The sequence below is a fragment of the Sphingobium sp. VMM genome (assembly GCF_056790315.1).
The window spans coordinates 37,800-58,871 of the sequence record NZ_JBXGSI010000014.1 but is presented as its reverse complement, the minus strand read 5'-3'; the positions used below and the strand labels follow the sequence as shown (position 1 = coordinate 58,871).

Below are 21,072 nucleotides of genomic sequence, written 5' to 3'. Positions count from 1 at the left end.
TCAAGCCATGTCCTGCAGCATCAGCGCCGCGGTCGCCTTGGCGCTGCCCACCACGCCGGGGATGCCCGCGCCGGGATGGGTGCCGGCCCCTACCAGATAAAGGTTGGGAATGACATCGTCGCGATTATGGGCGCGGAACCAGGCGCTCTGGGTCAATAGCGGCTCCAGGCTGAAGCCGCTGCCCAGATGGGCATTGAGGTCGCGGCCAAAATCGCTCGGCGCATAATGGAACTGGGTCACGATGCGCGATCGTATGTCGGGGATCAGCCGATGCTGGATCTCGTCCAGGATACGCTCGGCATAGGCCGGCGCGAAGCGATCCCAGTCGATCGGTAGCTTGCCCATGTGCGGCACCGGGGCGAGCGCATAGAAGGTCGAATAGCCTTCTGGCGCCATCGACGGATCGGTCACGGTCGGGTGATGCAGATAGAGCGAGAAATCCGCCGGCAGCACGCCATGGCTGTAGATATCGGTCAGCAGCCCCTCATAGCGCGGGCCGAACAGGATCATATGGTGGGGAATGCCCGGCCAGCTGCCCTTGATGCCGAAATGCAGCACGAACAGGCTGGGCGACCATTTCTTGTGCTGCAGCTTTTCCGCCTGCTTCTGCCCGCGCGGGTGATGGCCCAGAAGATCGCGATAGCTGTGCATCAAATCGCCATTGCTGGCGATCGCGTCTGCCTCCCCGCGCCAGCCCGACGCGGTGCGCACCGCCACCGCCCGGTCGCCATGGGTCTCGATCTCGACCACCGCGTCGCCCAGCCGCAGCACGCCGCCCAGCCGCTCGAAATGGGTCGCCATGCCCTGCACCAGCCGGTTGGTGCCGCCCTTGGCGAACCACACGCCGCCATCCTTTTCCAGCTTGTGGATCAGGGCATAGATGCCGCTGGTGGTCATCGGATTGCCGCCGACCAGCAGGCTGTGGAAGGACAGCGCCTGGCGCAGCTTCTCGTCCTTCACATGGCTCGACACGATCGAATAGACCGATCGCCAGGCCTGATATTTGGCAAGACTCGGCCCCGCCCGCACCATCGAGGCGAAGTCGAGGAAGGCGACCGAGCCGAGCTTGCGATAGCCCTCCTCATAGACGCCGTCGGCATAGTCGAGGAACCGCTCATAGCCCGCGACGTCCTCGGGATTGAGCTTGGCGATCTGCGCGCGCAGCGCCACTTCGTCGTTGGAATAGTCGAAATTGGTGCCGTCGCGCCAGTTGAGCCGGTAGAAGGGCGACACCGGCACCAGGCTGACATCCTGCGCCATGTCGTTCCCCGACAGGCGCCACAATTCGGCCAGGCAGGCCGGATCGGTGATGACCGTCGGCCCCGCGTCGAAGGTAAAGCCGTCCTTCTCCCACATATAGGCGCGGCCACCGGGGCGGTCGCGCGCCTCGATCAGGGTGGTTGCCACCCCGGCCGACTGCAGACGGATGGCCAGCGCCAGGCCGCCAAAGCCCGCGCCAATGACAATCGCTTTCCGCTCCATCAGGCGGGTGGGTTCAGCAATGCGTGCATGGCATCCCTTATGCGCACCGGGGGACGCCCGCACAAGATGCGGATGCGATCGGCGATGGTCGATCGCCCAGCATAGAAGCGCTGGATCAGCCCCGGCCGCAATCGATAGAAGCGCGCAAAGATGCGCCAGCGCTGGTCCGGCACCGCAGCGCCGAAGAGCATCCGGCCAAGCAGCCGATAATAAAGTCCCTTCTTCCAGTGCGCCGCAGCATAGGTCCGCGTTGCCGCCGGCAGTCCCTTCAGCGGCTGCTCCACCAGCCAGGTCGCGAATCGCACCGCATCGGGCAGCGAATAGCCGGTCATCGGCTGGAACAGCCCGGCCTTCACCCCGGCCCGCGCGACCGGATCATCGGCCGGCCAGTAGCGGTCGAAATCGCCGCCATGCACCACCGGCAGCACCCCGCTCTCGCTGTGGATAACTTCCTCCACCTGCCAACCCTGCGCCTGCGCATAGGCGGCGATCCGCTCCGCGATCCCTGCCGCGTCCAGCGCCGGCCCGTCGCTATAATAGGTATCCTCGACAAAGATCGTCCAGGCGTCGCGCGGCAGCAGATAGACGAAGCGATAGCCGTCGATCTGCGCCACCGTCGCATCCATGATCACCGGCCGCGCGATCCCGTGCGGCTGCGCCAGTCGCAGCGTCTGCCCGACGAATTTCTGCCAGCCACAGCGCAGCGCCGACAGGTCGCCTGCCCCCCGCGCATCGATCATCGCAGGCGCGCTGATCCGCCGCCCGTCCTCCAGCACCAGAAATTGCCGGCCGATCGTCGCCACCCGCGCGCCGGTCAGCAGGCGTTCGCCCAGCGCCGCCCGCACATGCGCGTCGAAACGGGGGGAGGCGATGCTGTTATAAGGGGTGTCGAGTTGCCGCCGATAGCCGGGAAAGCGCACTTCATGCCCCTGCGACCAGCGGCTGCTGACCAGCGGATCGACCAGCCAGCGGTCGCGCGCATCCACATCCCCATCGAAGAAGGACCAGATATGATTGCCGCCGACATGATCGGCCTGCTCGATCAACAGGATGCGCGTGCCCGGTCGCCGCTCGGCAAAGGCAAGCGCGATCAGCCCGCCGGCAAGGCCCCCGCCGATAATCGCAAGATCGCATTCCAGATCAGCCACTCACTCCTGTTAGCGACGCCAACGCCAAAGGAAAAGCCGGACGGGCAGGCAGGGGTGTCCGGGATGAGTGGTAGGCGGACTGTCGGCTTTGAAGCACAGAACTGCACTAGCGGTCGTTCAGCTATTCCGAGCGGCGATTATGACCGGCACTGTCTTCGCGAGGAATATCGGATCGGTCTGATTAATGTCTTCGCAGATTAAGGCGGCCGTGCTTCGACTCGAAACCGACGCATCTCGAAGTTGCCTCACCAATTCCAACTTATACTCTTCGGAATTGAGCACACGCATCATCATGATAGATGCCCAGCGGCGTGATGCGATAACGAGATCGGGAAGGGTCTCGATGAAATGGGTGATGTAGACCATACATTCGAACTGTTCTGCGGCGTGAACGAGCGACCACATCCCATGGTCTTCACTGTCGTCATTCAACATAAGCAAGAGCGGCTTTATCGATGCCGGATTTCGGGCGGCGGCGATTGGAACCAACGCAGCATCCGTGTGGGCAACCGATTGCCCGTCAGCGAAAAGTCCACGTAATCGTTTCAGGTCGTCTTCAAGCATTTGTAGATCATGGCCTTCTGCGTGAACGTCTGCAATTAGCCGGATCAGAATTTATGCCGAGCGGCAGATTTTGGTCGTCAGTTGCCATCCTCCCGTCCGTCATGCCGGGCCTGACCCGGCATCCCGCTTTCCTACCCGGCCTTTCTCTGATCTACCCTGGGCGATGGACACCCGCTCCACTTTCCAGCCCTCGCCGCCAAGCCGCTGTCGCCCGACCGGCGCGCAAGTGTCGTTTTCCTGTTGCCTCGTTGTCCTCTCCCTGTCGCGTCGAAGGCGCGTTATCCTGACCCGGTTGTCGCGCGCCTGTCGCTTCACCGGCGCGCGGCAGGCGCTTGGCCGGCGCATTGGCCCGAATTTACCCGCACGACACTGTGAACTTCGACTGTCGCGTCGATTCTCGGCTCCAACTGGCGCCCCCGCTCCATCCCCCCACGCCTTGCTCAACTTATCCACATAGTATAGGGGGGTATCCTATGCACATCATCGCGGATCGGGACAAATTGCTGGCGCGGGTGCGCCGCATCGCGGGGCAGGTCAACGCCGTCGAGCGCCAGCTGGCGGGCGACGCGGGCTGCTCGGAAACGCTGCAGCTGGTCGCCTCGGTGCGCGGCGCGGTCGGCAGCCTGATGGAGGAGCTGATCGAACAGCATATGCGCGAACATGTCGCCCGCCCCGGCCTGACCGACGAAGCGCGCACGGCCGCCACCGAAGAAATGCTGGCGCTGATCCGCCGCTACGGGAAATGACCATGCACGACGATCACGCCCATGGGCACCATCATCATGGCGCCGGCTGCAACCATGACCATGCGCATCATCCCGCCCCGGCCGCCCCGCCGCCGACCGACAAGGATGGCGCGGAACGCCATTATTTCGACCATATCTATCTGAGCGCCGGGCATGACAAGAATGCCAGGCGCACCCTGTGGGTCGTCTGGCTGACCGCCGCGACCATGGTGGTGGAAATCGCCTTTGGCTGGATCACCGGGTCGATGGCGCTGCTGGCCGACGGCTTCCACATGGCGACCCATGCCGGCGCGCTGGCGGTGGCCGCCGCCGCCTACAGCTATGCCAGGCGCCATGCCCGCAACCCGCGCTACACTTTCGGTACCGGCAAGGTCGGCGACCTGTCCGGCTTTGCCTCGGCGCTGCTGCTGCTGCTGACCGCGCTGTTCATCGCGATCGAATCCGGCATGCGCCTGTTCGAGCCGGTGAAGGTCGCCTTTGGCGAGGCAACCCTGGTCGCCATCATCGGCCTGGTCATAAATCTGGTCAGCGCCCTGCTGCTCGGCCACGACCATAGCCATGATCATGGGCATGCGCACGGTCACGCGCATGACGACCATGATCACGACCACAAGGGCGGCCATGCCGACGATAATCTGCGCGCCGCCTATGTTCATGTGCTGACCGATGCGCTGACGTCGGTGCTGGCGATCGCCGCGCTGCTGGCCGGCCGCTATCTCGGCTGGTGGTGGCTCGACCCGGCGGTCGGCCTGCTCGGCGCCGTGGTCATCGCCCGCTGGGCCTGGGGCCTGATGAAGGACACCGCCGCCATCCTGCTCGACACCGCCGAACCCGCGCTGATGGCCAGGGTGCGCGGCCTGGTCGAAGCCGAAGGCGCCACCATCCGCGACCTCCATGTCTGGCGCATCGGCCCGCACGCCCATGCCGCGATCATCAGCCTGGCGCCCGGCGCCGACGGGCCGAAGGTCCGCGAACGAGTGCGCAGCCTGCCGCGCATGGAGCATGTCACCGTGGAGTGCGGCTGAGCGGCCGCTTGAGAAAGCCGGTTCCGGCCCGCTCCCCCGCCCTGTCCTACAGAACCGGGCCCATGTTAGGCTGCGCCCGGCTCTTTCCCATCGTCCGGCGTCCCCATCCCCTCGCAACATGATTTCCTACTTGCGTAAGGAAATGTCGAAATGTGCGGGAAATATGCGAAGTTAAGCGGACGAAATCCTATTTTCAGGCGGGCTTCAACGCATCCATGATCTGGCGCACCGGGCCAAGATCATAGCCCGCAGCCGTCGCCTGCGCCGACAGCGCATCGGCATCGTCGCCGGCCCGCGCGCGGGTCAGCGCCCACAGCAGGGTGCTGCGCGTGCCCGACCGGCAATAGGCCAATATCTTGCCCTCGCCCGCCTGCTCGATCGCGGCGGCCATGCCGTCGAGCTGCCAGGGCGCGAAGCCGCCATGAGCCACCGGCACGGCGGCATAGGCGACACCAGCGTCGATCGCCGCTGCCTCGACCGCGGCACCGTTGGTCTGGCCCGGTTCCTCGTCATCGGGACGGTTGTTGATGATCATGGTCACGCCCAGCGCCTTGGCGGTCTCCACCTGATCGACACTGATCTGGGGCGAGACATAGAGGCGGTCGGTCAACTGGCGGAACATGGGCAAATCTCCTTCGCCCCCGCCATGCGCCCGCCCGCCACAGGATTCAAGCGTCTGCACGCCCAACCGGCATCGATGCCCCTTCATCCGTTCGTTTCGAGCCTGTCGAGAAACGGGGCCACACGCTCATCCGCTACAGATAGGGCCGGATCGCCGCCAAGAAGGCATCGCCATAGGCATCCAGCTTCTTCTGCCCGACGCCGCTCACCATGCCCAGTTCGTGGATGGTCGCCGGCCGCTGCTCGGCCATCTCGCGCAGCGTCGAATCATGGAAGATGACATAGGGCGGCACCCCGGCATCCTGCGCCAGTTCGCGGCGACAGGTGCGCAGCGCGTCGAACAGCGGATCGCCGACCGGATTGGCATCGCTGCCATTGCGGGCGTTGCGCTTCTTCCGCTCGCGCCGCGGCGGCACCAGGATGCGCACTTCCTCCTCGCCGCGCAGGATCGGCCGGGCATTGGGGCCGAGCATCAGCCCGCCATGCTCGGTCGTCTCCAGCGCGTCGCGCACCAGCAGCGCGCGCGACACCGGCCGCAGCAGCGCCGTCTCGTCGCCATCGACGATCGCATAGACGGAGATCTTGTCATGCCCGCGCTCGCGAATCTTGTCGGTGACGGCGCCGCTCAGCACCGCCTCGATATGACCCGCGCCAAAGCTCTGCCCGGTGCGATAGACGGCCGACAGATATTTGCGCGCGGTTTCGGTCGCGTCGACACTGGCCGGCGGGGTCAGGCAATTGTCGCAATTGCCGCAGGTCGCCGGCGGATTCTCGCCGAAGTGCCGCAGCAGGATCGCCCGACGGCAGGTCGCCGTCTCCACCAGCGCGCCCAGCGCCGCGATCCGCGCCCGCTCGCCCTGCTGGCGCGCCGGTTCCAGCTCCATGATGCGCTGGCGGGCACGGGCGAAATCCTCCGCTCCCCAGAAGAGATGCGCGACCGCCGGTTCGCCATCGCGGCCGGCGCGGCCCGATTCCTGATAATAGCCCTCGATCGACTTGGGCAGGCCAGCATGAGCGACGAAGCGCACGTCGGGCTTGTCGATCCCCATGCCGAAGGCGACGGTGGCGACCATCACCATATCCTCGCTGGCGATGAAGGCGGCCTGGTTGGCGGCGCGCTGGGCCGGGTCCATGCCGGCATGATAGGCGCGCACCGCCCGGCCGCCGCGCCCCAGCGTCTCGGCCAGCTTCTCGGTCGCGGCGCGGGTCGGCGCATAGACGACGCCCGGCCCCGGATTGGCGGCAAGCAGGTCGGCCAGCTGCCGGGTCAGCCCATCGCGCGGATGGACGGCATAACGGATATTGGGCCGGTCGAAACCGGAGATGATCAGGCCATCCTCGGGAATGCCGAGCTGGACGAGGATGTCCTTGCGGGTATGCGCGTCCGCCGTTGCCGTCAGGGCGAGACGCGGGACATCGGGAAACTCATCAAGCAGCGGCCGCAGCAGGCGATAGTCGGGGCGGAAATCATGCCCCCATTCGGACACGCAATGCGCCTCGTCGATCGCAAACAGGGCGACCTTCGCCGAGCGCAGCAGATTGCGGAACCCCTCGCCGCTCGCCCGTTCCGGCGCGACATAGAGCAGGTCCAGTTCGCCATTGCGCAGCCGGTCCTGCGTCTCGCGCCAGTCGGCATCGACGCTGGTCAGGCTGGCGGCACGGATGCCCACGGCGGTCGCCGCGCGCAGCTGGTCATGCATCAGCGCGATCAGCGGCGAGACGACGACGCAGCAGCCATCGAGCGCCACGGCCGGCAGCTGATAGCAGAGCGACTTGCCCGCGCCCGTCGGCATGATCGCTAGCGTCGGCTGCCCCGCCATGACCCGGCCGACCACCTGTTCCTGCACACCGCGGAACGTCGTGAAGCCGAAAATATCGTGGAGCAGCGTGGGAATGTCGCGGGGCATGGACTGGCCTTAGCGAGTCAGGGCCACAGGTGCCAGTGGCGCGGAGTGTCTGTTTGAGATGCGCCAGATGGCGCATTCCGGCACCAGCCCGCTCCCCCACCCGGCCACCCAACGGCAGTATTCTATGGGTGGCCGGGTGGGGGAGCGGGCTGGTGCCGTATCAGAAATCGCTCTTTCGCGATTTCTCAAACACGCGCTTAGCCTGCCGGGTCGAGCAGACAGCCCCAGCCCGGCTTGAAGCGCGCGGTGCGCGACGCCAGCAGCGGGACATGCGCCTCGACCGCCCGCTCCTCCGGCTTGTCGGTCAGCCGCACCATCGCCATGCCCGGCTCCTTGTCGCCCTGGCAGCTGCCCATGGCGCGACCCTCGACATAGCGGCAGGAACAGGTCAGCCGCGCACCATAGGCCGAGCCGAGCTGCGCGCGGGCACGCAGGGTCGACCAGTTCCACGCCAGCGCCGCCAGCAGCGCGAAGAGGATCAGTCCGGCGACGATCCACCATTTACCACGAACCGCCATGGTCCTTCTTCCCGCCTCCATGCTAAGGGCGCCGGCTTATGCAGATCGAGAAGCGAATCGTAAAGCGCCTTGCCATGGGTGCCGGACTGGTGGCGCTCGTCCTGGCCGGCACGCTGGCGGGGCGCGCGGCGCATGCGCCCGAGCCCGTCTATAGCGTCGACACCGACGCCGTGGTCAACGCCAGCGCGCTGCGCGGCGCGATCGATCCGCTGTTCGACGACAAGGACATGGGCGATACCCGCGCCCTGCTGGTCATGCGTGACGGCAAGGTGATTGCCGAACGCTATGCCCCCGGCATCACCCCCGACACGAAATTGCTGTCCTGGTCGATGGCCAAGAGCGTGACCGCGGTGCTGGTCGGCCTGATGGTGTCGGACGGGCGGCTGGCGCTCGATTCGCCGGTGCCGGTCGCGGCCTGGAGCCAACCGGGCGATCCGCGCGGCCGCATCACCCTGCGCCAGTTGCTGTCGATGACCTCGGGCCTCGACCATGCCGAGGATGGCGAACCGATCACCGACGGCGACACCGTGCGCATGCTGTTCATGGACGGCGCGCAGGACATGGCGGCCTATGCCGAATCCAAGCCGCTCGCGCATGTTCCCGGCGAGGTCTTCTCCTACTCCACCGGCAGCACGATGATCCTGTCGGACCTGATGACCCGGATGCTGACCAACAGCCCCCATCCCGACGTGCGTCGCCGGGCGATGCAGATGTTCATCGACGGCCGGCTGAAGGCGCCGGGCAAGCTGTCCAGCCTGACGCCCGAATATGACGCCAATGGCACGCTGATCGGCGGTTCGATCATGCACATGACCGCGCGCGACTATGGCCGCTTTGGCGAATTGCTGCGCAACCATGGCCGCTCGCCCAACGGCCATCAGATCGTGCCGGAAAAATGGGTCGACTATATGCGCGCGCCCTCGCCGCGGAACACGGCCTATGGCGCCCATCTCTGGCTCAACCGGGACAGCAGCGAAAGCGCGCTGATGCCCGGCCTCGCCTCGGCCAGCTTGTTCGGCTGCGTCGGCCATAATGGCCAATATATATTGGTCGCACCCGGCCAGCGGCTGACCATCGTGCGGATCGGCATGTCGCCCAAGAAGGAGCAGCGCGCAGCTGTGAAGGCGCAACTGGCCCGGCTGATCGGCCTCTTCCCCGGTTAAAGGGTGAATATGCCTTCGATCACCGTCCGACAGGCGCCGGTCATCACCACCCGGTCGCCCTCCAGCCGGCAACCGAGCCGCCCGCCCCGCGCCGACGCCTGATAGGCACTGATTGCGCTCTTACCCAAACGCTCCGCCCAATAGGGCGTCAGCAGACCATGGGCCGATCCGGTCACCGGATCCTCGTCGATCCCGCCGCCGGGCACGAAGACACGGCTGATGATGTCGCTGTCGTCGCCCGGCGCGGTCGCAATCAGCAGATTATCGCCCAACTTGCGCAGGGTCGCGAAATCAGGCTCCAGCGCACGGATCGCATCGGCGTCGCGATAGACGAAGATCGCATAGCCGCCCTCGCGCCAGCGTGTCTCGACGATGTCCCCGCCCATCCCTGCCGCCAGCTCCGGCAGCGCCTTCGGCGCGCTGGTCCAGGCCGGCAGCGACAGTTCATAGCCCTCGCCCGCGCGGGTCACGGTCAGCACCCCGGCATGGAGGGTGCGAAAGCGGATGGTCTCGCCCTCAATCAGCACATGCCCGCTCGCCAGCGTGGCATGGCCGCACAGCTTCACCTCGACCGCCGGGGTGAACCAGCGCAGCGCATAATCGGCCTCCGCATCGTCCGGCGACGGCACGGTGAAGGCGGTCTCGGACAGGTTGTTTTCCGCCGCGATCGCCTGCAGCACCGCATCATCGAGCCAAGCGTCGAGCGGCATCACCGCCGCCGGATTGCCGGTGAAGGGCGCGTCGGCAAAGGCGTCGACCTGGGTGAAGCGAAGGCGGGTCATGGCGATACTCCTGATGGATCGCCGTCTTCATGCCGGGCCCGCATCCGTGCCGACAGGGCCGGATGCGGGCAATTGGTCCCTAGCCCAGAATCAACAGCGCCGCGCACACCGCGGTGCCGACGATCAGGTTGAGCGGCACGCCGATGCGCACGAAATCGGCGAAGCGATAATCGCCCGCGGCATAGACCAGCGCATTGGTCTGATAGCCGATCGGCGTCGCGAAACAGGCCGATGCGCCGATCATCAACGCTATCACCAGCGGACGCGGATCGGTGCCCAGTTGATGCGCCAGCGCGATGGTGAGCGGCGTCAACAGCGCCGCGACCGCATTGTTGCTGAGAAGCTCGGACAGGATCAGCGCCGCGAAATAGACGATGAAGACCAGGCTCCATTGCGGCGCGACCTGCATCAACGGCGTGATCCAGCCGACCATCAGCGCGACGCTGCCCGCCTGTTCCAGCGCCAGACCGACCGCCAGCATGGCAAAGATCAGGATCAGCACATCGCCGTCGATCGCCGCCCAGGCTTCCTCCGCATCGATGCAGCGGGTGACCAGGATCACGCCGACGGCGATGAAGGCGGCCAGGCCGATGCCGATCACGTCGAGCGCCGACAGGATCACCACCGCGGCCATCGCCAGGATCGCGATCCATGCCTTGCGCGGGCGGAAGGCGCGCGTCCGGCTGATGTCGACGCCGATCAGGTTGGGATTGTCTTTCAGCGAACGCATCGCGTCGTCGCTGCCCGCCACCAGCAGCCGGTCGGCGCCGCGCACCCGCGTATCGGCCAGGTCCGGCCCCGGCAGATGGCGGGCGCGATGGATGCCGATCAGACGGACGCGCAGGGCATGAAGGAAGGGAATGTCGATCAGCCGCTCCCCGATCGAGGGGTGGCTGGGCGCGACCATCGCCTCGATCACCGTACCCTCTCGCGCCGAAGTCTCGGAATCGGCGGCAATGCCCAGTTCGAAATCGCCCGATTCGCGCAGCGTCATGATCGCCGTGCCATCGGCGCAGACGATCAGCCGGTCGCCGACATGCAGTTCCTCCTGCTCCAGGTCGTGGCGTCGTATCTCGCCGGCCCGCTTGAGCCCGATCAAGGTGACCGAGCGGCCAAGGACGGACAATTCGCCAATCTCCCGTCCGACCACCTCGCTGTCCGGCGTCACGACCAGTTCGGTCAGATATTCCTGCACATTGCCGCCATTCTCGCCCGCGATCGAGGGCGGGTCGCTGGGCAGCAGGAAACTGAGGCAGGCCAGGCCGATGACGCCGGCAATGGTGCCGGCCAGGCCATAGGGGGTGATATCGAAAATGCCGAAGGCCTGCATGCCCTGTTCGGCCGCGATGCCCGCGACGATCAGGTTGGTCGATGTGCCGATCAGGGTAACGCAGCCGCCCATCACCGCCACCGCATTCATCGGGATCAGCAGCTTCTTGACCGGATAGGCGGTCGCCTGCGCCAGCCGGAACATGATCGGGATCAGCAGCACGACGACCGGCGTGTTGTTGAGGAAAGCCGACAGCAGCACCGTGCCCACCGCAACCTCGATCAGCGCCAGCCGCGGATGCTTCTGCGCCCGTACCATGACCAGATCGGCGATGCGGTTGATCGTGCCGGTGCGAATGAGCGCCCCCGACAGCACGAACATCGCGCCCACGGTCAGCGGCGCGCTGTTCGAAAAGACGGAGAAGAGCGATTTCTCGTCGAGCAGGCCGAGCAGCGCGAAGGCACAGGCACCCAGCACGGAAACGACGGTCGGGGAATAGCGTTCGCGCACGAAGGCGACGAACATGCAGGCGAGAATGACCAGGCCGATTTCCGCGCGGTAGATGCCCAATAGCGCGGTGATGAAATGCATCTCGTCTTGCCCCCGTTTGATCGCGTGATCGCGTCTCTAACGGAGGTGAAACGAAATGGGCCAGCCATGGTTGCATGGCTGGCCCGTGTCGCGGCGTCAGGGGACGTTTTGACCGTCAATCCACGCATGGCGTGCTGACGCTCCCCAGGCTTACGCTCTGCCGCTCACCCTCCCGCGGGTGACCATGTCATCCTAGCGTAACATGGGTGAGTCGTCTCGCATCTTTTGCACATTCGGCGCGCGATTGGCGCGGTTCGGCGCGTCAGTCGGCCCCGCACTGGGCGCGGTGCAACAGCTTCTGGTCGGCCAGCACCAGCGCCATCATCGCTTCGACCACCGGCACGCCGCGAATGCCGACGCATGGGTCATGACGGCCCTTGGTGATGATGTCCGACGCATCGCCTTCGCGCGTCACGGTCTCGACCGGAATCAGGATCGAACTGGTCGGCTTGAAGGCGATCCGCACCTTGACCGGCTGGCCGGTCGAAATGCCGCCGGCGATGCCACCGGCATGATTGGCGAGGAAGACCGGACCATCGGCGCCGGGCCGCATCGGATCGGCATTCTGCTCGCCGCGCAGCCGGGCGGCTGCGAAGCCGTCGCCGATTTCCACGCCCTTAACCGCGTTGATGCTCATCATCGCGCTCGCCAGTTCGCTGTCGAGCTTGGCATAGAGCGGCGCGCCCCAGCCGGCCGGCACGCCCGATGCGACGCATTCGACCACTGCACCCAGCGACGAGCCATCCTTGCGCGCGCCATCGACCAGCGCTTCCCAGCGCACCGCGGCTTCGGCGTCGGGACAGAAGAAGGGATTCTGGCCGATCTGCGCCGCGTCGAAATTGCCATAGTCGATCGCGTCGCCGCCGATCTCGCTCACATAGGCGAAGATATCGACTTCGGGGATGACGAGCAGCGCCACTGCACCGGCCGCGACCCGGCTGGCGGTTTCGCGCGCCGAGGAGCGCCCGCCGCCGCGATAGTCGCGAAAGCCATATTTGGCGTCATAGGCATAGTCGGCATGGCCGGGACGATAGGCCTTGGCGACCTCCGAATAATCCTTCGATCGCTGGTCGGTGTTCTCGATCATCAGGCTGATCGGCGTGCCGGTGGTCCTGCCCTCGAACACGCCCGACAGGATGCGCACCACATCGGGCTCGCGCCGCTGGGTCGTGAACTTCGATGTGCCCGGCTTGCGCAGGTCGAGCCAGGGCTGAATGTCCGCCTCGCTCAATGCCAGGCCCGGAGGGCAGCCATCGACCATCGCGCCGATCGCCGGCCCATGGCTCTCGCCCCAGGTCGAGAAGCGGAAGACGCGACCGAATGTGTTGAAGCTCATATCCGTTCCAATCCGGTCGCGTCGTTCTTACTTGTCCAGCGCGATGTCGGGCGCGTCTTCGGCCTTCATGCCGACGACATTATAGCCCGCGTCGACATGGTGAATCTCTCCGGTCACGCCCGAAGCGAGGTCCGACAGCAGGTAAAGGCCGGCACCGCCGACATCATCAATCGTCACGTTGCGACGCAGCGGCGAGTTCAACTCGTTCCACTTCATGATGTAGCGGAAATCGCCGATGCCGCTGGCGGCCAGCGTCTTGATCGGGCCGGCCGAGATCGCGTTGACGCGGATATTTTCCGGGCCCAGGTCCATCGCCAGATATTTGACGCTGGTTTCCAGCGCCGCCTTGGCCACGCCCATGACGTTGTAATGGGGGATAACCTTTTCCGCGCCATAATAGCTCAGCGTCAGCAGGCTGCCGCCTTCCTTCATCAGCTTGCGCGCGCGGGCCGCGACGGCGACGAAGCTGTAGACCGAGATGTTCATGGTCATCAGGAAATTGTCGAGGCTGGTATCGGCATAGAGGCCGCGCAGCTCATTCTTGTCGGAAAAGCCGATCGCATGGACGACGAAGTCCAGCTTGCCCCAGCGCGCCTCTATCTCGGCAAAAGCCTCATCCAGCTTCGCCATGTCGGACACGTCGCAGTCGATCAGGAAGTCCGAGCCGAGCTGTTCCGCCAGCGGCTTGACGCGCTTGGCCAGCGCCTCGCCCTGGTAGGAGAAGGCCAGTTCCGCGCCCTGCGCATGCAGCTGCTTCGAAATACCCCAAGCCAGCGACTTATCGTTCGCCAGGCCCATGATCAGCCCGCGCTTTCCCGCCATCAAGCCTGTCATATCGTCGTTCCGTTCCCTTTATCCTGCACGGTGCCGGCTGCTTCGTCTTCCGGAAATTCCGCCAGTGCCGCATTCAATTCGGCGCCAATTACCACGCCGAGCCCCACGAGAAAGAAAAAAATGAGGGTGATCATGACACCGGCCAGACTGCCATAGGTCCGGTCATAGCCGCCCAGCATCGACAATGTGACCGGCAATAGCAGAGTGACGGCATACCACCAGAGCGCGGTGGCGGCGGCGCCAGGCCATTTGGGAAAGCGCTTGTCACGGTAGAGCGACGGGGTCAGCGAGACATAGAGCGAGTGGAGCGCCACGCATAATATCGCCATCGGCACCAGCTTGGCCGAGGAAACCCAGGCGATCGCCTCATCCGCGAAGGGCAGCAGCCGGTGGAGCAGCTGGTCCACCGCCGTTATCATCACCTGCATCGAAAAGGCGAACATCACAGCTAGCACACTGACCAGGGTGATGCCCACCGACGCCAGCCGATACCGCCAGAAGGGCTTGGTGCTCTTCGTCCCATAGGCGCGGCGCAATATATCGCGGATCGTCTCGATCAGGCTGCCCACGGTCCAGAGCCCCACCAGACCACCGAACCAGAGCAGATTGCCGGAACGGGCCTGCAACACATCGCTGATCGGCTGGCGCACGACATCGGCAACGCCGCGCGGCACGGTGTAGAGAAAGGCGTTCACCGCCGACAGCCCGTCCGACGTGCGGCCAAAGACGCTGGCGACGGCGGCGGCGACGATGAAGAAGGGAAACAGCGTCATCAGCGAGAGATAGGCCAGGTTCCCCGCATGGATGAACCCGTCGCTATAGACGCCCACCATCACCCGCTTGGCGATCTCGAAGCTGCGCGATCCCGGCCGGACCCGATCGATCTGGCGATGGAATTTCTCCTGCGCCTGCGCCGCCATGTGGCGGCGCGACTCCGGACTATAGGGGGAAGGCAGCGGCACCCTCGCCGAACGTCCTAGACGCCCAGATGGGTCCGCACCGCGCGACCATCCTGCCAATCCTCGACCAGCTGGAGGATCACCGGATCATCGGCAGGCACGTCGATCAGCAAGGTCACAAGCTGGTCGCCGCGCTGGCCATCCTTGCCGGTAAAGCCCTTGCCGCGCAGGCGCAGCGTCTTGCCCGATGTGGTGCCGGCCGGCACGCCCAGCATCACCGGGCCATCGACGGTCGGCACCTTCACCTTGCCGCCCTTGACGGCCTCGTTGATGGTGATCGGCAAATCGAGCAGCACATTGTCGCCGTCGCGCTTGAAGAAGGGATGCGACTTCACCTCGATGGTGACGATCGCGTCGCCCGCACCGCCGGCGCCCGGCTGCCCCTTGCCGGTCAGACGCATCTGTGTGCCGGTTTCGACCCCGGCGGGCAGCTTCAGGTCGATCGTCTTGCCATCCTGCAGGGTGATGCGCTGCGGCGCCAGCGTCGCGGCGTCAACGAACTGCACCGCCAGCCGATAGGCGACATTGGCCCCCTTGGCCGGCGGCGCGCCGCGACCAAAGCCGCCAAAACCACCGCCGCCCCCGGCGCGACGGCCCGCACCGCCGAACAGGCCTTCGAAAATGTCACCGAAATCGGCGCCGCCCTCGTTGAACTCGAACCCGCCGGGACGGCCACGCCCGCCGCCACCGCCGCCAAAGCCAAAGGGGGCTGTCGGATTGCCATCGGCATCGATCTCGCCCCGGTCGAAACGGGCCCGCTTGTCCTTGTCCGACAACAGGTCATAGGCGTTGGTCACGGCCGAGAATTTCTCCGCCGCCTTGGGATTATCCTGATTCTTGTCGGGGTGATATTGCTTGGCCAGCTTGCGATAGGCGGACTTGATCTCCGCTTCGCTCGCGCTGCGCGCCACACCCAGAGTGGAATAGGGATCCGCCATCTATCATCCTGTTATGCTGAACCGGTATTTGCCGCATCACGGCCATATCGCCCCTATGTGGCCGAAGGCCGGGCATCGTTCAAGCTGCGGCGCATCCGTATCGACAGTGCGGTGCCGGGAATCTAAGGCAGGGGCATGACCGATCCCTTCGCCCTTTTCGACGAGTGGTATGCGCAGGCGCGCGAGACCGAACTCAATGACAGCAACGCCATGGCGCTGGCCACGGCCGATGCACAGGGCCGCCCGTCGGTCCGCATGGTGCTGCTCAAGGGCCATGGCCCCGACGGCTTCATCTTCTACACCAATTTCGAAGGGCGCAAGGCGGGCGACCTGCTCGCCAATCCGCATGCCGCCCTGCTGTTCCACTGGAAGTCGGTGCGCCGCCAGATCCGGATCGAGGGCAGCGTCGGCCCGGTCGACGACGCCACCGCCGACGCCTATTTCGCCACCCGCAGCCGCGACAGCCAGCTGGGCGCCTGGGCCTCCGACCAGTCCCGCCCGCTGCCCTCGCGCGCCGTCTTCATGGATCGCTATGAAGAGGTGCGCGCCCGGTTCGAGGGCGGCCCGGTGCCGCGCCCACCCCACTGGTCGGGCTTCCGCCTGACCCCGGAACGGATCGAGTTCTGGCAGGACCGCGAGCATCGCCTGCATGAACGGCGCGTCTTCACGCGCCAGGAAAATGCCTGGAACGAGGGGCTTCTCTACCCCTGAGCGAGCACCATGCCATTGTCCTGCCGTAAAACAGGGCGCGGAATATGGTGGCTCATTCGTCTATCCCCGCACAGTCCAAGCCTGCCCGATTGCGGGCTGGCCGGGCGCCTGTTAGGTGTCACCACCCAGCAGAACAGAATGAATGCGCGGGCGGACCGCTCGCTGGCTAGAGGAATATAATGCGAAATCGACTGACGGCCTACATCCTGACAGGCATGGTCCTGGGCGTGATCGTGGGCTTCGTGGCCAATCTCTGGGTCGGCGGGGATGAAGCGCTGGCCAAGGATGTGGCGGGCTACTTCCATCTTCTGGCCGACATCTTCCTTCATCTGATCAAGATGATCATCGCGCCTTTGGTCTTTTCCACGCTGGTCGCGGGCATCGCCCATATGGGCGACAGCGCGGCACTGGGGCGGATCGGCGGGCGCGCGCTCGCCTGGTTCATCATCGCCAGCCTCATTTCGCTGACCTTGGGCCTGATCTTCGTCAATTTCTTCGAGCCGGGTGCCGGCCTCAACCTCGTCCGGTCGGGCGCGGATGCAGGCGTCAACACCGAAGCGCTCAATTTCCGCGACTTCATCCTGCACGTCTTCCCGACGTCGATGATCGGCGCGATGGCGGACAATCAGATCCTGCAGATCGTCGTCTTCTCGCTGTTCGTCGGCGTGGCGCTGACCGCCATCGGCGAAAAGGGCAAGCCGATCATCACCGTGATCGAGGCGCTGGTCGAGCTGATGCTGCAGGTCACCGGCTATGTCATGCGGGTCGCGCCGCTCGCCGTGTTCGGCGCCCTCGCCTCGTCGGTGACGGTGCAGGGCTTGGGCGTGCTCAAGACCTATGGCGCGCTGGTCGGCGAATTCTACATCGCCCTCATCTGCCTGTGGGTGCTGCTGTTCGGCGCGGGTGCGATTTTCCTGGGTAAGCGAATGTTCAAGCTGATCCGCTATGTCCGCGAACCGATCCTGATCGCCTTCTCGACCGCCTCGTCGGAAGCCGCCTATCCTAAGATGTTGGAACAGCTCGACCGGTTCGGCGTGCCGCGCCGCATCTACAGCTTCGTGCTGCCGCTGGGCTACAGCTTCAACCTCGACGGCTCGATGATGTATGCGACCTTCGCGACCATCTTCATCGCCCAGGCCTATGGCATCGACCTGCCGATCGCGACCCAGATCACGATCCTGCTCGTCCTGATGGTCACCAGCAAGGGCATCGCCGCCGTGCCGCGCGCCTCGCTGGTCGTGGTCGCCGCCACGCTCGGCCAGTTCGACCTACCGGTCGAGGGCGTCGCCTTCATCCTGGCGGTCGATCATTTCATGGACATGGGCCGCACCGCCACCAACGTGCTGGGCAATGCCATCGCCACCTCGGTCATCACCAAGTGGGAAGGCATGCTAGAAGTGGAGGAGCCGGTCGACGTGCCCCATCCCAAGGCGCCGGCCCATACCCCGTCCCATGGCCGGGCGGGGCTGGAACTGGCCTCCGACATGGTCGACGAAGACCGCAAGGGCTAAAGCCCGCGCTTCAATATCAAAGAAAAAGCCCCGCCTGCATCATGCCGGCGGGGCTTTTTCTTACCAGAGGACGCCGCGCACCGGCGTGACGGGGTCTGGCGCCGGATCTCCGATCGACTGGAGCAGGTCGATCTCGATCGTCCGACACATCGCGGTCAGCGGCACGTCATGCACGCTGTCGGCAAAGGGATCGGTCAGATCATCGCCGATCCGCAGCACCGCCATGAACATCAGGCCCGCCACCGTCGAACCGAGCGGCGTGGCGAAACCCAGCGTCTCGACCAGCCCGATCGGCAGCAGGATGCAGAAGAGATGGGTGAACACGACCGGCAGCAGTCGATACTGGAAAGGCAGCGGCGTGTTCTTCAGCCGCTCCATCCCGCCCTGGGCATTGGCGATGTCGACCAGCACCTTTTCCATCTGCGTCTGCTGGATCGTATCGATCCAGCCTTCCCGCCGCGCCATGTCGATCCGCCGGCCCGTGCTGTCGAGCAGGCCATTGGCCGGATTGGCGCGCGCCAGCGCCTTGCCCTTGTCCTCCTCGCGCAGGAATTTGGTCACATCCTCGCCGATCGTCTGGCGCCGCAACTGGCAGCGCAGCGCATTCACATAGGCGATCTGGCGCTTCACGATCTCGCGCTTGAGGTCGCGGGCCTCCGGATCGGGCAGGAAATTGCGCGCCGAACGCGCCAGGCTGCGGGAAGCGTTGATCATCGCCCCCCACAAGGTGCGCCCTTCCCACCAGCGCTGGTAACTGCTGTTCGACCGGAAGCCCAGGAACAGGGCGAGGGCCGAACCGAAGATGGTGAGCGGCAGCGAGGGGGCCTTGAACGGCAATAGATAATAAGCGGCCGTGACCGCACAGTCCCACACGAACAGCGCGGTCAGCGGTTTCCACACTTCCGATGCGATCCGGCGCATGCTGGGGACGGCATCAACGATCATGCAAGACTCCTTCTGGTGAACCGGCCCAACGCCCGAGCATGCGCCTATGCTCCGTCGATGCCCTAACGAAACGAAATATTGCCGGCCGCGCAACCCGCTTCCGCATGGCTCGTTGGTCGGGAGGAAGAGGAGAGGCCATGAGTGATCCGGGCACAGAGGAACAGGCGAGCCGGCGCGCGGCCTTCTCGCTGCAGTGGCAGATGCTGGCCGGCTTCCTGATCGGCCTCACCGCCGGGCTGATCGCCTATGCCGTAACCCCCGGCGCACCCTGGATCGATGCGGTCACCCGCTATCTCACCGGCCCGATCGGCCAGGTCTTCCTGCGCCTGCTGTTCATGCTGGTGATCCCGCTGCTGGTTTCCGCGCTGATCGTCGGCATCGCCGAAATGGGCGAGATGCGCTCGCTGCGCCGAGTAGGCCTGCGCACCCTCCTCTATACGCTGATCGTGTCCGGTATCGCCGTCGTCATCAGCCTGGCGCTGGTCAACCTGCTGCAACCGGGCAGCGGTGTCGATCCGGCGCAGGCGCGCGCACTGCTGGCCGATGCAGGCCAGGGGGCCAAGGCGATCCTCGACCGCGGCGCCGACACGCCGACCGGCATGCAGGCGCTGATCGCGATCGTCCCCGACAATGTGATCGCGGCGATGGCCGACAATGACATATTGGCGGTGATGGTCTTCGCCCTCTTCTTCGGCATCGGGCTGGTGCTGGTGCAGACGAAGGAAACGAAGCTGCTGCTCGACGCGATGGAGGGGCTGTTCGCGGTGACGATGCGCCTCATCTCGATCGTCATCCGCCTGGCGCCGATCGCCATCGCCTGCTTCATGTTCAACCTCGCCGCCCAGTTCGGCTGGGACTTGCTGCTGCGCTTGTCCGCCTATGTTGGGGTCGTGCTGCTCGCGCTCGCGATCCAGATGTTCGGCATCTATTCGCTGCTGATCGCCTTGCTGGCGCGCCGGTCGCCGCTGCGCTTCTTCGCCGCCGTGCAGGAAGCGAGCGTCATGGCCTTCGCCACCGCCTCCTCCAACGCCACCCTGCCAACCGCCATCCGCGTTGCGGAGGAGAAGCTGCACCTGCCGCGTCGCATCGCCCGCTTCGTCCTCACCATCGGCGCCACCGCCAACCAGAATGGCACGGCGATGTTCGAGGGGATCACCGTCCTGTTCCTCGCCCAATTCTTCCATGTCGACCTCAGCCTTGGCCAGCAGCTGATGGTGATGCTGGTCTGCATATTGGGCGGGGTCGGCACGGCAGGCGTGCCCGCCGGGTCGCTGCCGGTGGTGGCGATGATCCTGGCGATGGTCGGCATCCCGCCCGAGGGGATCGGACTGGTGCTGGGCGTCGACCGGCTGCTCGACATGTGCCGCACCGCGCTCAACGTCACCGGCGACCTGGTGGCCGCGACGGTGATATCGGCGCGCGAGGAAATCAGCGCTGCGCCTTCGCCGCCAGCGCCCACCAGATGAGCGTGTCGGCGAACCCGGCAAAGCCACGGTCCAGCGCCGCGCCGCCGTCACCGTGAGGCTCGGCATTTTCATCCAGCGTCTGCCCGATCTGGCCGACGCTCAGCCGCTCGGGCATTACCGCCATGCCCATGGCGGACAGCGTCACCGTCCAGTCGGCATGGCTGTTGACCCCGGCGAAGCGGCCCATCGAGTAACTGGCGATCGCGGCGGGGCGGCGGTCGAACTCCTTGAGATAATGGTCGACCAGATTCTTGAGCCCCGGCTGCATGCCGCGATTATATTCGCCCGCGACGAAGACGAAGGCATCGGCGGCGGACAGGCGTTCGGCAAGCTGCGCCATGGCGGCGGGCGCCTCGCCGGCGGGATAGTCGCTATAGCGCAGGTCGAGCATCGGCAGGCCCACGGCCTTGGCATCGACCAGTTCCGCCCTGTGGCCCAGTCCCTCAAAGCTGCGGATCAGATAATCCGCCAGCCGTATACCAAGCCGGCCGCGTCGATAGGAGCCGTAGAGGACGAGGATGTCGAGTGCCATGCGGAGCCTCCTGTCTGGATGTC

20 protein-coding genes are annotated in these 21,072 nt (G+C 65.5%); 6 read left to right on the top strand and 14 right to left on the bottom strand.

Translation table 11 applies throughout. The features are described 5' to 3' along the window. The 3 genes from ACUCV3_RS17810 to ACUCV3_RS17800 form a co-directional block, all read right to left on the bottom strand. Entirely contained in the window at positions 1-1,482 is a 1,482-nt protein-coding gene (locus ACUCV3_RS17810; RefSeq protein ID WP_010335595.1) for a phytoene desaturase, read from the bottom strand. Then, on the bottom strand, positions 1,482-2,630 hold the full coding sequence (gene crtY, locus ACUCV3_RS17805; protein WP_279730643.1) for a lycopene beta-cyclase CrtY: 1,149 nt from the start codon (positions 2,628-2,630) through the stop codon (positions 1,482-1,484). Before crtY ends, ACUCV3_RS17810 begins: the two co-directional genes overlap by 1 nt. A 117-nt stretch (positions 2,631-2,747) precedes the next feature. Beyond that, on the bottom strand, positions 2,748-3,194 hold the full coding sequence (locus ACUCV3_RS17800) for an Imm30 family immunity protein (protein WP_279731559.1): 447 nt from the start codon (positions 3,192-3,194) through the stop codon (positions 2,748-2,750). Positions 3,195-3,667: 473 nt separating this feature from the next. On the opposite strand from ACUCV3_RS17800, the gene ACUCV3_RS17795 reads away from it, so the two are divergent. Further along, positions 3,668-3,940: a metal/formaldehyde-sensitive transcriptional repressor gene (locus ACUCV3_RS17795; protein ID WP_010335593.1), complete on the top strand. Its 273-nt coding sequence runs from the start codon at positions 3,668-3,670 to the stop codon at positions 3,938-3,940. Next, positions 3,937-4,965, top strand: a complete 1,029-nt coding sequence (gene dmeF, locus ACUCV3_RS17790) for a CDF family Co(II)/Ni(II) efflux transporter DmeF (RefSeq protein WP_482240941.1) — start codon at positions 3,937-3,939, stop codon at positions 4,963-4,965. Before ACUCV3_RS17795 ends, dmeF begins: the two co-directional genes overlap by 4 nt. A gap of 193 nt (positions 4,966-5,158) precedes the next feature. Here dmeF and ACUCV3_RS17785 read toward each other — a convergent pair whose 3' ends face one another. The 3 genes from ACUCV3_RS17785 to ACUCV3_RS17775 form a co-directional block, all read right to left on the bottom strand. Next, positions 5,159-5,587: a protein tyrosine phosphatase family protein gene (locus ACUCV3_RS17785; protein ID WP_004209769.1), complete on the bottom strand. Its 429-nt coding sequence runs from the start codon at positions 5,585-5,587 to the stop codon at positions 5,159-5,161. A gap of 133 nt (positions 5,588-5,720) precedes the next feature. After that, positions 5,721-7,493 (bottom strand): DNA helicase RecQ, encoded by a 1,773-nt coding sequence (recQ, locus tag ACUCV3_RS17780; RefSeq protein ID WP_037521909.1) that lies wholly within the window; start codon positions 7,491-7,493, stop codon positions 5,721-5,723. A gap of 197 nt (positions 7,494-7,690) precedes the next feature. Then, a complete protein-coding gene (locus ACUCV3_RS17775) occupies positions 7,691-8,011 on the bottom strand; it encodes a hypothetical protein (protein WP_004209764.1) in 321 nt (106 codons plus the stop codon). A gap of 38 nt (positions 8,012-8,049) precedes the next feature. Here ACUCV3_RS17775 and ACUCV3_RS17770 point away from each other — a divergent pair, with 38 nt between their 5' ends. Further along, the gene (locus ACUCV3_RS17770) at positions 8,050-9,174 is read left to right on the top strand and encodes a serine hydrolase domain-containing protein (protein WP_279731565.1); all 1,125 of its coding nucleotides are present in this window, start codon (positions 8,050-8,052) and stop codon (positions 9,172-9,174) included. Here ACUCV3_RS17770 and ACUCV3_RS17765 read toward each other — a convergent pair. The 6 genes from ACUCV3_RS17765 to ACUCV3_RS17740 all read right to left on the bottom strand — a co-directional run bounded on the left by ACUCV3_RS17765 (position 9,171) and on the right by ACUCV3_RS17740 (position 15,884). Further along, positions 9,171-9,956 (bottom strand): PhzF family phenazine biosynthesis protein, encoded by a 786-nt coding sequence (locus ACUCV3_RS17765; RefSeq protein ID WP_482240940.1) that lies wholly within the window; start codon positions 9,954-9,956, stop codon positions 9,171-9,173. The genes ACUCV3_RS17770 and ACUCV3_RS17765 overlap by 4 nt on opposite strands. 79 nt (positions 9,957-10,035) lie before the next feature. Beyond that, complete coding sequence (locus tag ACUCV3_RS17760) at positions 10,036-11,817, bottom strand: sodium:proton antiporter (protein WP_279731569.1); 1,782 nt, start codon at positions 11,815-11,817, stop codon at positions 10,036-10,038. A 262-nt stretch (positions 11,818-12,079) separates the two neighbouring features. Then, positions 12,080-13,153, bottom strand: coding sequence for a chorismate synthase (aroC, locus tag ACUCV3_RS17755; RefSeq protein ID WP_482240939.1), 1,074 nt, complete (start codon positions 13,151-13,153; stop codon positions 12,080-12,082). 27 nt (positions 13,154-13,180) lie between these two features. Next, on the bottom strand, positions 13,181-13,987 hold the full coding sequence (fabI, locus tag ACUCV3_RS17750; protein ID WP_279731573.1) for an enoyl-ACP reductase FabI: 807 nt from the start codon (positions 13,985-13,987) through the stop codon (positions 13,181-13,183). Then, on the bottom strand, positions 13,984-14,907 hold the full coding sequence (locus ACUCV3_RS17745; RefSeq protein ID WP_099232815.1) for a YihY/virulence factor BrkB family protein: 924 nt from the start codon (positions 14,905-14,907) through the stop codon (positions 13,984-13,986). The genes fabI and ACUCV3_RS17745 overlap by 4 nt, the downstream gene beginning before the upstream one ends. Positions 14,908-14,963: 56 nt before the next feature. Continuing rightward, positions 14,964-15,884, bottom strand: coding sequence for a DnaJ C-terminal domain-containing protein (locus tag ACUCV3_RS17740; RefSeq protein ID WP_010335582.1), 921 nt, complete (start codon positions 15,882-15,884; stop codon positions 14,964-14,966). 135 nt (positions 15,885-16,019) lie between these two features. On the opposite strand from ACUCV3_RS17740, the gene pdxH reads away from it, so the two are divergent. Together pdxH and ACUCV3_RS17730 are read left to right on the top strand one after the other, a co-directional pair. Then, the gene (gene pdxH / locus ACUCV3_RS17735; RefSeq protein WP_279729459.1) at positions 16,020-16,595 is read left to right on the top strand and encodes a pyridoxamine 5'-phosphate oxidase; all 576 of its coding nucleotides are present in this window, start codon (positions 16,020-16,022) and stop codon (positions 16,593-16,595) included. Between the two features lie 179 nt (positions 16,596-16,774). After that, entirely contained in the window at positions 16,775-18,106 is a 1,332-nt protein-coding gene (locus ACUCV3_RS17730) for a dicarboxylate/amino acid:cation symporter (RefSeq protein ID WP_004209753.1), read from the top strand. A 60-nt stretch (positions 18,107-18,166) separates the two neighbouring features. Here the strand turns inward: ACUCV3_RS17730 and ACUCV3_RS17725 are convergent, their stop codons facing one another. Continuing rightward, positions 18,167-19,051, bottom strand: a complete 885-nt coding sequence (locus ACUCV3_RS17725) for a bestrophin family protein (protein WP_010335581.1) — start codon at positions 19,049-19,051, stop codon at positions 18,167-18,169. Positions 19,052-19,188: 137 nt separating this feature from the next. Between ACUCV3_RS17725 and ACUCV3_RS17720 the strand changes: the two genes are divergently transcribed. Beyond that, positions 19,189-20,517 (top strand): dicarboxylate/amino acid:cation symporter, encoded by a 1,329-nt coding sequence (locus tag ACUCV3_RS17720; protein WP_279729463.1) that lies wholly within the window; start codon positions 19,189-19,191, stop codon positions 20,515-20,517. Here ACUCV3_RS17720 and ACUCV3_RS17715 read toward each other — a convergent pair. Further along, positions 20,480-21,049, bottom strand: coding sequence for an NADPH-dependent FMN reductase (locus tag ACUCV3_RS17715; protein WP_048936185.1), 570 nt, complete (start codon positions 21,047-21,049; stop codon positions 20,480-20,482). The two genes, ACUCV3_RS17720 and ACUCV3_RS17715, sit on opposite strands and share 38 nt — an antisense overlap. Positions 21,050-21,072: the final 23 nt, after the last annotated feature.